We start from the raw sequence: 13,973 nt of genomic DNA on the forward strand, positions 1-13,973 counted from the left end.
AAGTGAAAGCGTAGATAGTCTACGCTTTTAAATTTATTTTTACTTCATGTATTCTTTTATGTCATCGGAAAAGTTAGCCAATGCTTCTTCATCGTCTGTGTGTGGTATAACCGTAAGCAAGTTTTCAAGATTTAGACTGAAAATCCCCATTATGGACTTTGCATCGATGACGTAGCGACCTGATACGATGTCAATATCAAAAGGGTATTTTGACATCTTCTCCACAAAATTTTTGACCTTATCAATTGAATTTAAAGAAATCTGAAACTCCTTCATACACTTATCCCCCTTACTTGTATTTATTTTAATCATATATTAAGAGCTAATTTTATTCAATCAACCGATTTAACAAAAATTTCATTGTTAATTTGGTAATTGTTTTCACTCCATTAAGGTGGATTTTAAATGTGACATATGATAAAAATTTCGCTTTATAGGTATTCTATTTATTAGGATTGTATATTATAATATAAGTGTTAAAAAATAAAATACCATTAGGGGGTATACAGTTGCTTACAAAAGAACAAATTTTAAATGCACTAAAAGATGTTTTTGATCCTGAGATAGGAAGAAGCATCGTCGACCTTAATATGGTTGATAATATCAATATAGACGGCAGTACAGTCACAGTTGACATAAAATTGACAATCAAAGGCTGTCCACTTCAAAACACCATAAAGGAAGATGTCATAAATAAACTTAAAAGCTTGGATGGCGTTGATGATGTGGTTGTCAACATGGGAGCCATGACAGAAGAAGAAAGGCAAAAGCTTGCAAATAGCATGAATCAAGGGAAAGTGCCTTTGTTTGAAAAGACTCGTGTTATCGCAGTTGGAAGCGGCAAAGGCGGTGTTGGTAAGTCTACGGTTTCTGCAAACCTTGCAGTTGCTTTAGGAAAGTTAGGCTACAAAGTTGGCTTAATTGATGCCGATGTTTTAGGCTTCAGCATACCTCGTTTATTAGGCATAGTAGGCGAAAGACCTTATGCATTAGATGAAAATACGATACTGCCAATAGAGAAGTACGGCATCAAGGTTATCTCCATGGGCAATTTTGCAGATGAAGATACACCGCTTATTTGGAGAGGACCGCTTTTAGGAGGCGTCCTGGAGCAGTTTATGAATGATGTTTATTGGGGAAAACTTGACTACATGATAATTGACTTGCCACCAGGCACTGGGGATGTACCTCTTACAATAATGCAGAAAATACCTGAGCAGAAATTTTTGCTTGTCACGACTCCACAAGCATCTGCTTCACATGTGGCAGGAAGGATTGCATATATGGCTCAGAAGGTAAATATAGAGCTTATAGGAATAGCTGAAAACATGTCGTACTTTGAGTGCCCTGATTGCCATAAAAAGTACAATATATTTGGAGAAGGCGAAACAGACAGACTTGCAAAAGAGCTTAATACAGAAGTTCTTGTAAAGATTCCTATTGACATAAAGATACGCGAAAAAAGCGATATTGGCTTGCCAGTAGCTTTTATAAATGAACCTGAAGCAGAATACTATTTGGAACTGGCGAAAAAAGTGTCAGAAAAAGTAAAGCCTATTGGCTGATAATTTATCTTAAAAAAGGAGGCATCGAAATTACCAATGCCTCCTATAAATTTTTCATTTTTTCTTAAATAATTCTTGTTCTGGTATATCATACGCTGCGCTATTTAAGTAAGTTTCAAGATTTTCTATGACATTTTCAAATGGCAGACTTTCATCAAGTCTTATGAATTTGATGCCGCTATTTTTAGCTTTGCCATACGATATGTCGCAGAATGATTCGGGTATTGTGATGACATGATCGACTTTCTTTTCTATGAGAAAATTAACTGTAGCGATTCGCCTACCATCTTTTAGAGGAAAACCTGGATTTTCGTATTTTTCTGCGTCTTTTCTCTCTACATCATAGATAACTATATAAGGACCGTCTGGCAATTTAGAAATTAATCCGTCATTTGTCACAGTAGCTGCTATCCTCATGATTTTTCACTCCTATTTCTGTAAATTTTAAACATTAAGTTTTGGATATAAGTTGTAATATAATTATATATTATTAAGTTAATTATAGTTTTATGAGTTGAAGAAATCAAATGAGATACTATGGTGTTGTCTGAGTATATATTTTATGATATAATATGATATATCACGTCGCTGGAAAGGGGGTATATTATGTTTTCAAAATTAAAATGGCAGGTAGTTATAGTAACAGTGACGTTGGCGTTGGGTGTGCTTTTAGGAGGATTTAATTTATATCAGAACCGCATATTGCCGCAGAAGATAGCCAATGACATAAAGTCCTTCAATAATGTTCAATCTGCAAATGTAAGTATTGGAAACAGCGGTTATACGGCAAATATCAAGCTTAAAAAGGTAGACAACCTTATGACAGCGTATAAGGACATTGAAAAAATAATTGAGAAATATCCGGTTAAAATTGATATAAAGATAGTTGACAATCCTAACGACAAATTAGACAGTCTATTTTACGAAGATCAGTTTGCCATATATCAGGCCATTCAAAATGGCGATTATATAGATATGAGCAAAATTGTTGACAAAAATGGCATTGAAAAAGGTGCGAAGACGAATGTCTATATTGATGGTAGCAATATATATTTAAGTATATATGATGGTCAAAATTACTTGTACAAGATTATACCGCGCAATACAAAGGGGGATGTAACAGATGGTTAAAGAAATACTAATCGGTATTTCAATTGCATTAGTGATTTTTGCTGCTATATTAGGCATAGATATAACTCCTATTGTGATAGTAGGAATGATGATTTTCGCTTTAAGCTTCTTGCTGGAAAGCAGGGGGCTTATAAGTTCGTCAGGAAAAGTAGTAAATCCTGACACAAGCGTGTCTTTTGATGACATAGGCGGTCAAAACACAGCCATATCAGAGCTGAAGGAAGCATTGGATTTTGTGATAAACAGGGATAAAATCAGGAAAATGGGCATAAGGCCGCTTAAAGGAATACTTTTAAGTGGACCTCCAGGTACAGGCAAAACGCTTCTTGCTAAGGCTGCTGCAAAGTACACTGACTCTAGCTATGTAGCTACATCTGGCAGTGAATTTATAGAGATGTACGCAGGTGTCGGTGCACAGAGAGTCAGGAAACTTTTTGAATCGGCAAAAGCGTTGGCTAAAAAGGAGCAAAAAAACAGCGCGATAATCTTCATAGATGAAATAGACATACTTGGTGCAAAAAGAGGTACAAACGAAAGTCACCATGAGTACGATCAGACACTAAACCAGCTTCTTGTTGAGATGGATGGAATAAAAAGCGATAATGATATAAATATTCTTGTGGTGGCAGCTACAAATAGACCTGATATGTTAGACCCAGCCTTATTAAGGCCGGGGCGGTTTGACAGGCAGGTGACGGTAGACCTTCCCGATAAAAGCGGTAGGCTGCAAATACTGAAGATTCATACGAGAAACAAGCCTTTAGATGAAAATGTGGATTTAGAGGCGATTGCAGAAGATACCTTTGGCTTCTCGGGAGCTCATCTGGAAAGCTTGTGCAACGAAGCGGCTATATTGGCCATGAGGGATAGTTCATCTAAGATAATGCAAAAGCATTTGCAGGAAGCGGTTGACAAAGTCATACTTGGCGAAAAGACAGATAAAAAGCCTACAGAAGATGAGATACTAAGAGTATCGATACATGAAGCAGGACATGCCATAATTGGAGAGATAGTCAATCCTAATTCTGTGGCTACTGTAACGATAGTGCCAAGAGGTAAGGCTTTAGGCTTCGTAAGACAGACTGAGAAAGACGATACGTTTATATACACGAAAGAACAGTTGGAGCACGAAATAATGGTGGCTCTTGGTGGAACGGCTGCTGAGCTTCTCATTCTAAACAGCAGAAGTACAGGCTCTGCCAACGATTTTGAACAGGCAGTGGATATTGCAAAGAAAATAGTCTATACAGGGCTTTCAAGCCTTGGCATCATCAGTAAAGACGATATATCAGGGGATAAGGTAAATGAGGAAGTAAACAGGATAATAAAGGAGCAGGAAGAAAAGGTGAAAGAGATTTTGAAGGACAAGATAGATGTCCTGAACGAGATATCCAGTATATTAGTTAAAGAAGAAACGATATCTGGTGAATATTTAAGAAGGATACTGAATGGAGAGACTGCACAAAAAGCTTGTTGACGGCAGCAGAGGAGATTATTCCTCTGCTATTTTTGTGGGAAAAACTGCAAAATTCATTGAAATATTGTTAAATAATAAACAAAATTAATTAATATTAAATACAATTGACTTATCATTTAATTAGATTTATAATCAAAATGGGTATTTAAAAATGTATACAATATATAATATTCATTAAATGAAATAAAGAAGGAGTGAAAAAATGGCAAGTGATCTGGTTTTAATAAGCATTGTTGTTCCAATTGTAATGAGCTTGATAACAATTACAATTGGTAAGGCTTCAGCGAGAAAGGTATTTGTTTCGGCTACACTGCTTATCGTATTTTTAAGTTCATTGGCAATTTTTAAAACTGCCAATTTACCGGCGGTGATTGGAACATCGTATTATGGAATCATCGATAAATTGATAAAAGTTGGTGATTATGTACTTTTACTTTATACTCTTTATGTGTCATTTAAGGTTAAAGAGCCTAAGATAGCGATTTTTTCAATATTGCAGATACTGCCTCTTGCATACTTTGAATTATTTGTACTGAAAGAACAAGAAGTAAGCGCATTTTACATCGACAATCTTTCAATCATAATGAATTTGGTGGTTTCGATAGTAGGGCCTATAATAGCTTTGTACGCTTTTGGTTACATGGATCATCATGAAAAAGAAGAAAAATTGGTTAAATCAAGGCAATCAAGATTTTTTGCAGTCATACTCTTGTTCTTTGGAGCAATGAATGGCATAATATTCTCCAATAATCTGATGTGGCTGTATTTCTTCTGGGAGATAACTTCTCTGTCATCTTTCCTGCTTATTTCTCACGATAAGACAGAAGTGGCAATCAAAAATGCATCAAGAGCCTTGTGGATTAATATGTTTGGCGGATTTTCATTGTTGGTTGGAATCATAATTCTATACAAATATACTGGCATGATAACATTAGATGCTGTTTTGAAGTCTGATACATCGTATATTTTGTTGATACCTGTGGCTTTTATGGTATTAGGTGCATTTACAAAGTCTGCTCAGATGCCATTCCAAAGTTGGCTTTTAGGTGCTATGGTGGCACCGACACCGGTGTCAGCACTTTTGCACTCAAGCACGATGGTGAAAGCTGCTATATACCTTATCTTAAGATTAGCTCCTACATTTAGAGGTACGACATTAAGCGGGTTTATAGCACTGTATGGTGCTTTCACATTTATCGCCACATCAATATTGGCTTTAAGTCAAAGCAATGGCAAGAAGATATTGGCGTATTCCACGATTGCCAACTTAGGATTGATGATATCCAGCATAGGAATCAATACTTCCAGTGCTATAACAGCGGCAATTTTGCTTTTAATATTCCACGCAGTGTCAAAGGCTCTCTTGTTCCTGTGCGTCGGCACAATTGAACAAAATATCGGTAGCCGCGACATCGAGGACATGAAAGGGCTCATTACAAAAATGCCTGTTACGACCATCATAACTTTTATAGGCATTTTGTCGTTGATGATTGCACCATTTGGTATGCTTTTAAGCAAGTGGATGGCCATTGAAGCAGCATCGAGAAATCTACTTGTGGCACTGCTTTTGATTTTAGGCAGCGCTATAACGGTCATGTACTACACCAGGTGGATAGGCAATATATTGTCAGAAGGACATAACAGCAAATTTTTCGTAGAAAAGCAACCGACGACAGTAAAGTTTGCCTTGTACAGCTTAGTTACGATAGCGATTGTGCTGAGTTTGGCTGTGACGCAGCTTTTTAATGCTATTGTAAAGCCTGAAATAAACATGCTTAAGATGTCTATTTCGATAAAAGCTGCAGCAGGATACCTTGAAAGCAATCTTGGTGGATTTTCCATATATCCAGTGTTTTTCGCCATAGGTTTAGCTGTCATCTTGGCATTTTTGACAATAAGGAATTCACGCGACATAGTAGAGACAAAACCGTATGAGGCTGGACTCAATTACGATGACTCAAACAACGGCTATGATGTAAAAAATTATTATCTTCCAGGTATAATAAATGAAGAGAAGATGACGAAGTACATGAACTACATCTCGTTTATTTTGATACTGGCGGTTTTCGGAGGGATATTGCTATGACGTGGACAGATTATTTGATTTTTTTGGCGGCGGTCATTTTGACCCCGCTTATAGGTGGTCTCATAACCGGATTAGACAGAAAAGTAACAGCTCTTATTCAAGGCAGGTATGGTCCACCTGTATTGCAACCTTTTTACGACGTTGTAAAATTGCTTTCTAAAGAGAAGATGATAGTAAACGACTTTCAGATATTCGCAGCTTATATATATTTGTTATCAGCTATACTAAGTGTTGGCTTCTTTGCAATAAAAGCTGACCTTCTTATGATAATTTTTATAATGTCAATAGGGCTTGTTTTCTATGTAATAGGGGCATTGGCTACAAGGTCACCGTACAGCCAAGTAGGAGCTCAGAGGGAACTTATGCAGATGCTTGCTTATGAACCTCTCCTTATATTTGTGCTTATTGGCATGTACTATGTAGCTGGAAGCTTCAATTTGCACGATATAATGTCACATGGAAGGCTTCTTCTGGATTTGCCGCTTATTTTTGTGGTTTTAAGCCTTGTATTGGACATAAAAATAAAGAAATCTCCTTTCGATTTTTCTACATCCGAACATGCTCATCAAGAGCTTGTAAGAGGGATTCTCACAGATTACGCAGGGCCGTATCTGGCTTTAATAGAAATAGCTGATTGGTATGAGTTAGTGCTGCTTTTAGCAATGCTGGCAATTTTCTGGTCGCAAAATCTTGTGATCGGTGCTTTGATATCGCTTTTTGTATTCTTTTTAGATATAATTGTAGATAATATATCTGCAAGGATGACGCTTAAGTGGATGCTTAGCTTTAGCTGGATTGTGGGTATAAGTTTTACAGTCTTAAATATTGCTTACCTGTACTTTAGCAATGTATCGAGGTGATAAATTTATGGGTTTAAAAGAATTTGTGAAAAAGTCCTTCTCAAAATCACCATGGGTAGTCCATTACGATTGTGGAAGTTGCAATGGATGTGATATAGAGGTTTTGGCATGTATGACGCCTATATATGACATGGAAAGATTTGGTATGGTAAATGTGGGAAATCCGAAACATGCTGACATCTTGATAGTAACGGGCACTGTAAATGAAAAAAATAAAGATGTATTGAAAAATGTCTATGACATGATGCCTGATCCAAAAGTAGTTGTGGCAGCGGGAATTTGTGCATGCAGCGGAGGCATATTTAGGGACTGCTACAATGTGTTAGGCGGCATAGACAAGGTGATTCCTGTCGATGTGTATGTTCCTGGATGTCCGGCTAAGCCTGAGGCCATGATAGATGGTCTTTACAAGGCGGCACAAATATTAAAAGAGAAGTATTCTCGCAAGGAAGTAATAGTTTCAGCCAAAAGCTTAGGTTAGGAGTGATTTTATGATCGTAAATAGCAGAGAAGTGGAAATAGGCAATCTAAAAAGTGAAGTGAAGAAATACCACGATGGTGGATATAGATTTGTCACAGAAACGTGCCTTAATTTAGAAGATAAATTTAAAATCATATACACATTTGCCATCGGTTATGATTTAGAAAACATCCACATCATAACCGACGGGAAAAATGTTCCCAGCGTTTCAGATATTTATTCATGTGCGCTGGCAGTAGAAAATGAGATAAAAGAGCTTTTTGGAGTTGAGTTTGATGGCCTTGCAGTTGACTTTGGAGGAAACTTTATGTTGGGTGAAAGCTCTCCAATAAGTCCACAAGCAGACATAGAGATTATAAGAAGAGAAAAGGGTGGTAAGAATGAGTGATAAAAGTACGATTCCGTTTGGACCGCAGCACCCTGTTTTGCCTGAGCCTATTCACTTAAAACTTGTTGTAGAGGATGAAAAGGTAGTAGAGGCATATCCTGCTTTCGGTTTTGTCCATAGAGGTTTGGAAACTTTAGCGCAGAAAAAGGACTTTAACCAGATGGTTTACGTCGTAGAGAGGGTTTGCGGTATATGCAGTTGTATGCATGGGCAGGATTATTGTGAAGCAATAGAGGAATTGATGGGGGTTCAGGTTCCTGTAAGAGCTGAATATTTAAGGACTATTTGGGCAGAACTTCACAGGATCCACAGCCATCTTTTATGGCTTGGACTCTTTGCTGATGCATTTGGCTTCGAAAACCTCTTTATGCAGACGTGGAAGATTCGCGAGAAGATAATGGACATACTGGAAGCTACATCAGGCAACAGAGTCATAATTTCAGTTAATATAGTAGGCGGAGTCAGAAAAGACATAAATAGCGAACAAGCTAAGTGGATCTTAAAAGAGTTAGACGATGTTGAGAGACAGCTTAAGGACATTAACGATGTTGTTATGAACAACTATACTGTAAAGCAAAGAACTGTTGGCATAGGAGTTTTGACGAAAGAAGAAGCGTACGAGCTTGGCGCAACTGGACCTATGGCTAAGGGAAGCGGCGTGGATTTAGATCTTAGGACTACTGGCTATGCTGCTTATAAGTATCTTGACTTTGAGCCGATTGTGGAAAAAGCTGGTGACAGCTATGCCAGGAATTTGGTTAGGATGAAGGAAATATTCCAGTCAATTGACCTTATAAGACAGGCGTTAGGAAAGATGCCTGAAGGGGAAATAAGCGTTCCTGTAAAAGGCAATCCACCTGCTGGTGAAGTCATATCAAGGCTTGAGCAGTCAAGAGGAGAAGTGGTGTACTACATTAAATCAAATGGCACGAAATTTTTGGATAGGCTTCGCATAAGAACACCTACCTTTGCTAATATACCGGCTCTTTTGAAAATATTGCCTGGATCTCATTTACAAGATGTCCCTGTACTCATACTGACCATCGATCCTTGCATCAGTTGTACGGAAAGATAATCTGTCAGGGAAGAGGTGTTATTGAGATGTTGGATATGCTAAAAAGCGTGTTTTCTAATCTGTCAAAGAAGCCAGTGACTCGTATGTATCCTTTTGAAGAAAGAAAGCCCTTTGATATAAACAGAGGTCATTTGGAAAACAACATTGATGAATGCATTTTTTGCGGCATGTGCCAGAGAGTGTGTCCATCAAACTGCATAAAGGTGGACAGAAAGACCAGCGTTTGGGAGTACAATCCTTTTGAATGTGTCTTGTGTGGCGTATGCGTGGAAAAGTGCCCTAAGAAATGTTTAAAGCTTGATGTGCATTACAGAAGCTGCACAGACAAAAAGTACAACATTCACTTGGAAAAACACGATGATTCTGAGAAAGCCGGTGCTTAAATGCATGAATTGTCTATAACTGAAAGCATCGTAAACATGGTTTCTGATGAAGCTAAAAAAAGAAATGTCAATAAGGTGACCAAAATAAACATCGTGCTTGGGGAATTAACCGGGTTTGAAGAAGAAAGCATAAGGTTTTATTTTGATGTTTTAAGCGAAGGAACGCCATTATACGGTGCTAAGCTTGATTTTAAAAAAGTGAAAGCAGAGTTTAAATGCCGCAGTTGCGGCATGATTTATAATAGGGATAATTTCACGTTTAAGTGTCCCTATTGCGGCAGCAGCGGTGTTTTGATTGAGAAAGGCAAAGAACTTTATATAGATAGTATAGATGTTGAATAAGGAGTGTATTATAAATGGAAATAAAGATTATTAAAGATGTGCTTGAAGCCAACAACAACATTGCGGAAGAAAACAAAAGCATAAAAGATGAAAGAAAAATCATGATGGTAAACATAATCGGCTCACCTGGTACAGGCAAAACAAGTTTCATATTGAAGCTTATAGAAAACATGGATATTCCTTGTGGTGTCATAGAAGGCGATGTAGCGTCTGATATAGATGCCCGCAAGATGGCTGAAAGAAATATACCGGTGGTACAGATAAATACTGGTGGTGCTTGTCATCTGAATGCAAATTCAATAAATAAAGCATTGTCTACGCTTGATTTTGAGGGTGGCATATTGTTCATAGAGAATATAGGAAATCTAATATGCCCTTCAGATTTTGAACTTGGTGAAGACTTCAAATTGGCTATGGCAAATGTTGCTGAGGGGGATGATAAACCATACAAATATCCTCTCCTATTCTCAAAGGCGAAAGCAGTTGTCATAAACAAGATAGATTTACTGCCGTATTTTGACTTTAATAAGCAGTATTTTTACGACGGTGTGAAGACGCTTAATGATGAAGCTGAGATTTTTGAAGTATCATCAAGGACGGGGGAAGGCTTTGAGGTGCTGGCGAAATGGCTGAAAGAGAAATACGACGAATACGTGCAAGGCAAATAAATATTAAAGGAATTGTTCAAGGTGTAGGATTCAGACCGTTTGTGTACAATTTGGCATTAAAACACAGCTTGTCAGGCATCGTTTATAACACATCATCTGGTGTTTCTATTAACGTGGAGGGTTATGATGATGAAATAGATGCGTTTTTAACGGAATTAAAAGAAAATCCTCCGAAGCTTTCGAAGATAGACGAGATATCTGTAGAAGATTGTGATGTTGTAGGATATAAAGGTTTTAGCATAAAGTCAAGCAAAGCAGATGAGGGATTTGTGCCGATTTCTCCTGATATGGGTGTATGCGACGAATGCGTAAGTGAGATGATGGACGAAAAAAACAGGAGATATAACTACCCGTTCATAAATTGCACAAACTGCGGTCCGAGATTTTCCATCATAGAGGATATACCATACGACAGGCCAAAGACGTCTATGAAAAAATTCCCCATGTGTAAATTATGTAGAGATGAGTATGAAAATCCTTTGGACAGGAGGTTTCATGCACAGCCTGTAGCATGTTACGATTGTGGACCATCCCTTAAATATGTTGGCGAAAGTGCGAATATTGATCCTATTATGGCGGTTGCTGAAGATTTAAGGAATGGAAAAATCGTTGCTATAAAGGGGATAGGCGGCTTTCATCTGGCTGTAAATGCATTATCCCATGAGGCTGTATTAAGGCTTAGAGATAGGAAAAACAGGTATGGAAAGCCTCTGGCGCTTATGATGAAAGATGTAGAAGCTGTAAAAAGGTATTGCCATGTAAGCCATGATGAAATGGAGCTATTAAATAGCCAAAGAAGGCCTATCGTCCTTTTAAAAAAGAAATACGAGTTTGAAGGTGTAAGCGATGGCCTTGACAGCGTAGGTGTGATGCTTCCTTACGCGCCTATACATTATCTTTTGTTTAAATATATAGATTTTCCAGTTGTCATGACCAGTGGCAATATCAGTGAAGAGCCTCTGTGCAAAGACAATGATGAAGCAATAAAGAGGCTTAAAGACATAGCAGACAGTTTCCTTTTAAATGATAGAGACATTGTAAATAGGATTGACGATACGGTTACATCTTGGAAAGCTAAAAGCGAAAGAGTCATAAGGCGATCGAGAGGATATGCTCCAGAGCCTATGGTGCTTAAAATGGACTTTAAACCGATACTTGCCGTTGGAGGGTATTACAAAAACACGTTTTGCTTGACTAAAGGCAATTACGCATTTCTAAGCCATCACATAGGAGATCTCGATAACAGCAAGACGTACATGTATTATGTAGATGAGATAAAGAAGTACATGAAACTTTTTAAAGTGGAGCCGCAATTTGTGGCGTGTGACATGCATCAAGGTTATTTGTCGACGCAGTTTGCAAAAACACTGGGCTTGCCCGTAATATACACGCAGCACCATCATGCACACATAGCAAGCTGTATGGCGGAATACGGCATAGATGACAAAGTAATAGGCTTTTCATATGATGGCACGGGATATGGATTGGATGGAAATATTTGGGGTGCTGAATTTTTGATAGCTGATTTGAAAGACTTCGTAAGGGCTGGCCATATAAAGTACAATCCGCTTCCAGGCGGAGAACTTGCTATAAAAAGGATATACAGAACTGCAATAGGCTTTATAAATGAAGATATGGATAGCTACCATGAATACCTTAAAAGGTTTGATGAAAAGGAATTGGAGATCATAAAAGCGCAGATAGACAAAAAGATAAACGCACCATTGGTGTCCAGCATGGGTAGATTGTTTGATGCAGTTGCATCACTGATTGGTGTTAAAGACACTGTCCTATATGAAGGACAAGCAGCCATGGAGCTCGAAAGCATCATAGAAAGTGATCAATCGCATTATGACTTCACTGTATCAAGTGATGACCAGTATGTGGTGGATACATCAGGTATTTTAAAGCAAGTTTATTTTGACTATAAAAAAGGAGTAAGCAAGGGAATAATATCCGCCAGATTTCACAATACAATTGTAGAGTTTACTGCTTATGTGGCATTGAGACTTGGCGAAAAGTACAATATAGATAAAGTGGTTTTAAGCGGTGGAAGCTTTCAGAACAAATATTTATTGGAAAATATTATTGATAGATTATCAAAAGAAGGATTTTCTGTTTATTCCAATAGCAAGATACCTTGCAATGACGGTGGCATTTCCTTAGGCCAAGCAGTCATAGCAAACTATATGATGGAGGTGTAATTATGTGTATTGCTGTCGCACAAAAGGTAGTAAAAATCGATGGAGATGTGGCAGAGACTGAATTAAACGGACTAAAAAGAAGGGTGTCCATATCAATGGTACCTGATGTCAAGATTGGAGATTATGTCATGGTTCACGCAGGTGTAGCCATAAGCATTGTAGACAAAGAGACGGCTGAAGAAGATCTAAGGCTTTGGGAAGAAATGGAGGAAGCTTTGAGAGAAAGCTTCAAACAAAAATAAGAAAGGAAAGGTATTTCTATGCAAGGCATCATAAATACAGCCAAAGAGCTTATAGATAGGTATAATACTGGAGAATCTATTAAAATAATGGAAGTCTGCGGTTCTCACACTATGGCTATATCGAAATACGGCTTAAGGCAGATATTGCCGCCAAATATAAAACTCATATCGGGGCCAGGATGTCCTGTCTGTGTGACGGCACAAAATGAGATTGATGCATCAATATCTTTGGCAAGTCAAGGAGTGACTATTGCCACATTTGGAGATTTGGTAAGAGTGCCTGGAAATAATTCTTCGCTGCAAGAGGAGAGGGCGAAAGGCAGAGATGTGAGGGTGTTTTATTCACCACTTGATGCACTGGATTATGCTATGGCAAACCCAAGTAAAGAGGTAGTTTTTATTGGGATAGGCTTTGAGACGACAATCCCGTCTGTCGCCATGACTATAAAAGAAGCGTACACAAAAAAAATAAAGAATTACAGTGTGTATTGTCTTCATAAGACAATGCCAAAGGCATTGGAGGCACTTGTTGTAAATGGATCAGACATTCAGGGATTTCTACTTCCAGGCCATGTAAGTGCCATAACAGGAAGCACTATATATAATTTTTTGGTTGATAGATACAATATTGGCGGTGTCGTATCTGGATTTGAAGCAACAGACATATTGATGAGCGTCGTAATGATTTTAAAAAACTTAAAAGATCCTAAGATAGAAATTCAGTATAAAAGGGTCGTAAAAGAGGAAGGAAATACTGATGCACAAAGATTGATGGATGAAGTCTTTGAAGAAAGCGATGCTGAATGGAGAGGCCTTGGCATGATAGAAGGATCAGGGCTTAGGATACGTGATAAGTACAGCGAATACGATGCAGAGAAAAAATTTAAGATTAAAAAGCCCAATAGCAGTACAGAGATAAAAGGCTGTCGCTGTGGTGATGTGCTGAAAGGGATTATAACGCCAAAACAATGCCCACTGTTTGGCAAAGCTTGCACACCTTTAAATCCTGTTGGTCCCTGCATGGTTTCATCAGAAGGATCTTGTGCGGCGTACTACAAGTACGGCGAGTAA

Annotated in this window: 16 protein-coding genes; 14 read left to right on the forward strand and 2 right to left on the reverse strand. The window is 38.1% G+C overall.

Going from position 1 to position 13,973, the window contains the following annotated elements:
- Positions 1-39 precede the first annotated feature (39 nt).
- Positions 40-276: an HPr family phosphocarrier protein gene (locus JJQ93_RS10625; RefSeq protein WP_274893741.1), complete on the reverse strand. Its 237-nt coding sequence runs from the start codon at positions 274-276 to the stop codon at positions 40-42.
- Between the two features lie 233 nt (positions 277-509).
- On the opposite strand from JJQ93_RS10625, the gene JJQ93_RS10630 reads away from it, so the two are divergent.
- Complete coding sequence (locus tag JJQ93_RS10630; protein ID WP_274893742.1) at positions 510-1,565, forward strand: Mrp/NBP35 family ATP-binding protein; 1,056 nt, start codon at positions 510-512, stop codon at positions 1,563-1,565.
- A gap of 54 nt (positions 1,566-1,619) precedes the next feature.
- Here JJQ93_RS10630 and JJQ93_RS10635 read toward each other — a convergent pair whose 3' ends face one another.
- Complete coding sequence (locus JJQ93_RS10635; protein WP_085112511.1) at positions 1,620-1,982, reverse strand: NifB/NifX family molybdenum-iron cluster-binding protein; 363 nt, start codon at positions 1,980-1,982, stop codon at positions 1,620-1,622.
- 189 nt (positions 1,983-2,171) lie between these two features.
- On the opposite strand from JJQ93_RS10635, the gene JJQ93_RS10640 reads away from it, so the two are divergent.
- From JJQ93_RS10640 to hypD, 13 genes are all read left to right on the forward strand, one after another.
- A complete protein-coding gene (locus tag JJQ93_RS10640) occupies positions 2,172-2,696 on the forward strand; it encodes a hypothetical protein (protein ID WP_085112510.1) in 525 nt (174 codons plus the stop codon).
- On the forward strand, positions 2,689-4,173 hold the full coding sequence (locus JJQ93_RS10645; protein WP_274893744.1) for an AAA family ATPase: 1,485 nt from the start codon (positions 2,689-2,691) through the stop codon (positions 4,171-4,173). Before JJQ93_RS10640 ends, JJQ93_RS10645 begins: the two co-directional genes overlap by 8 nt.
- A 202-nt stretch (positions 4,174-4,375) precedes the next feature.
- Complete coding sequence (locus tag JJQ93_RS10650; protein WP_014757610.1) at positions 4,376-6,259, forward strand: NADH-quinone oxidoreductase subunit 5 family protein; 1,884 nt, start codon at positions 4,376-4,378, stop codon at positions 6,257-6,259.
- Positions 6,256-7,119, forward strand: a complete 864-nt coding sequence (locus JJQ93_RS10655; protein WP_014757611.1) for a respiratory chain complex I subunit 1 family protein — start codon at positions 6,256-6,258, stop codon at positions 7,117-7,119. The genes JJQ93_RS10650 and JJQ93_RS10655 overlap by 4 nt, the downstream gene beginning before the upstream one ends.
- 7 nt (positions 7,120-7,126) lie before the next feature.
- Positions 7,127-7,600 carry an NADH-quinone oxidoreductase subunit B family protein gene (locus tag JJQ93_RS10660; RefSeq protein ID WP_013786933.1) on the forward strand — a complete coding sequence of 158 codons (474 nt, stop codon included), beginning with the start codon at positions 7,127-7,129 and terminating at the stop codon, positions 7,598-7,600.
- Positions 7,601-7,610: 10 nt separating this feature from the next.
- Positions 7,611-7,988, forward strand: a complete 378-nt coding sequence (locus tag JJQ93_RS10665; protein ID WP_013786934.1) for an NADH-quinone oxidoreductase subunit C — start codon at positions 7,611-7,613, stop codon at positions 7,986-7,988.
- Positions 7,981-9,063, forward strand: a complete 1,083-nt coding sequence (locus JJQ93_RS10670; RefSeq protein ID WP_274893745.1) for a hydrogenase large subunit — start codon at positions 7,981-7,983, stop codon at positions 9,061-9,063. Before JJQ93_RS10665 ends, JJQ93_RS10670 begins: the two co-directional genes overlap by 8 nt.
- Positions 9,064-9,089: 26 nt before the next feature.
- Complete coding sequence (locus tag JJQ93_RS10675) at positions 9,090-9,446, forward strand: 4Fe-4S binding protein (RefSeq protein ID WP_085112505.1); 357 nt, start codon at positions 9,090-9,092, stop codon at positions 9,444-9,446.
- Entirely contained in the window at positions 9,447-9,788 is a 342-nt protein-coding gene (gene hypA, locus JJQ93_RS10680; RefSeq protein ID WP_274893746.1) for a hydrogenase maturation nickel metallochaperone HypA, read from the forward strand.
- Between the two features lie 14 nt (positions 9,789-9,802).
- Positions 9,803-10,456, forward strand: coding sequence for a hydrogenase nickel incorporation protein HypB (gene hypB, locus JJQ93_RS10685; protein WP_274893747.1), 654 nt, complete (start codon positions 9,803-9,805; stop codon positions 10,454-10,456).
- Entirely contained in the window at positions 10,414-12,660 is a 2,247-nt protein-coding gene (hypF, locus tag JJQ93_RS10690; RefSeq protein WP_274893748.1) for a carbamoyltransferase HypF, read from the forward strand. The genes hypB and hypF overlap by 43 nt, the downstream gene beginning before the upstream one ends.
- Before the next feature lie 2 nt (positions 12,661-12,662).
- The gene (locus tag JJQ93_RS10695) at positions 12,663-12,902 is read left to right on the forward strand and encodes a HypC/HybG/HupF family hydrogenase formation chaperone (protein ID WP_085112501.1); all 240 of its coding nucleotides are present in this window, start codon (positions 12,663-12,665) and stop codon (positions 12,900-12,902) included.
- An 18-nt stretch (positions 12,903-12,920) separates the two neighbouring features.
- The gene (hypD, locus tag JJQ93_RS10700; protein WP_274893749.1) at positions 12,921-13,973 is read left to right on the forward strand and encodes a hydrogenase formation protein HypD; all 1,053 of its coding nucleotides are present in this window, start codon (positions 12,921-12,923) and stop codon (positions 13,971-13,973) included.

Origin of the sequence: Thermoanaerobacterium sp. R66 (genome assembly GCF_028895185.1) — a bacterium.
Lineage (GTDB): Bacteria > Bacillota > Thermoanaerobacteria > Thermoanaerobacterales > Thermoanaerobacteraceae > Thermoanaerobacterium.

Bases quoted from the DNA above. Each gene is read 5' to 3' on its own strand.
- JJQ93_RS10650 (WP_014757610.1), top strand. From the start codon at position 4,376: ATGGCAAGTGATCTGGTTTTAATAAGCATTGTTGTTCCAATTGTAATG.
- JJQ93_RS10655 (WP_014757611.1), top strand. From the start codon at position 6,256: ATGACGTGGACAGATTATTTGATTTTTTTGGCGGCGGTCATTTTGACC.
- JJQ93_RS10665 (WP_013786934.1), top strand. From the start codon at position 7,611: ATGATCGTAAATAGCAGAGAAGTGGAAATAGGCAATCTAAAAAGTGAA.
- JJQ93_RS10670 (WP_274893745.1), top strand. From the start codon at position 7,981: ATGAGTGATAAAAGTACGATTCCGTTTGGACCGCAGCACCCTGTTTTG.
- JJQ93_RS10640 (WP_085112510.1), top strand. From the start codon at position 2,172: ATGTTTTCAAAATTAAAATGGCAGGTAGTTATAGTAACAGTGACGTTG.
- hypF (WP_274893748.1), top strand. From the start codon at position 10,414: ATGGCTGAAAGAGAAATACGACGAATACGTGCAAGGCAAATAAATATT.
- JJQ93_RS10695 (WP_085112501.1), top strand. From the start codon at position 12,663: ATGTGTATTGCTGTCGCACAAAAGGTAGTAAAAATCGATGGAGATGTG.
- JJQ93_RS10635 (WP_085112511.1), bottom strand. From the start codon at position 1,982: ATGAGGATAGCAGCTACTGTGACAAATGACGGATTAATTTCTAAATTG.
- JJQ93_RS10675 (WP_085112505.1), top strand. From the start codon at position 9,090: ATGTTGGATATGCTAAAAAGCGTGTTTTCTAATCTGTCAAAGAAGCCA.
- hypD (WP_274893749.1), top strand. From the start codon at position 12,921: ATGCAAGGCATCATAAATACAGCCAAAGAGCTTATAGATAGGTATAAT.
- hypA (WP_274893746.1), top strand. From the start codon at position 9,447: ATGCATGAATTGTCTATAACTGAAAGCATCGTAAACATGGTTTCTGAT.
- JJQ93_RS10660 (WP_013786933.1), top strand. From the start codon at position 7,127: ATGGGTTTAAAAGAATTTGTGAAAAAGTCCTTCTCAAAATCACCATGG.
- JJQ93_RS10625 (WP_274893741.1), bottom strand. From the start codon at position 276: ATGAAGGAGTTTCAGATTTCTTTAAATTCAATTGATAAGGTCAAAAAT.
- hypB (WP_274893747.1), top strand. From the start codon at position 9,803: ATGGAAATAAAGATTATTAAAGATGTGCTTGAAGCCAACAACAACATT.
- JJQ93_RS10645 (WP_274893744.1), top strand. From the start codon at position 2,689: ATGGTTAAAGAAATACTAATCGGTATTTCAATTGCATTAGTGATTTTT.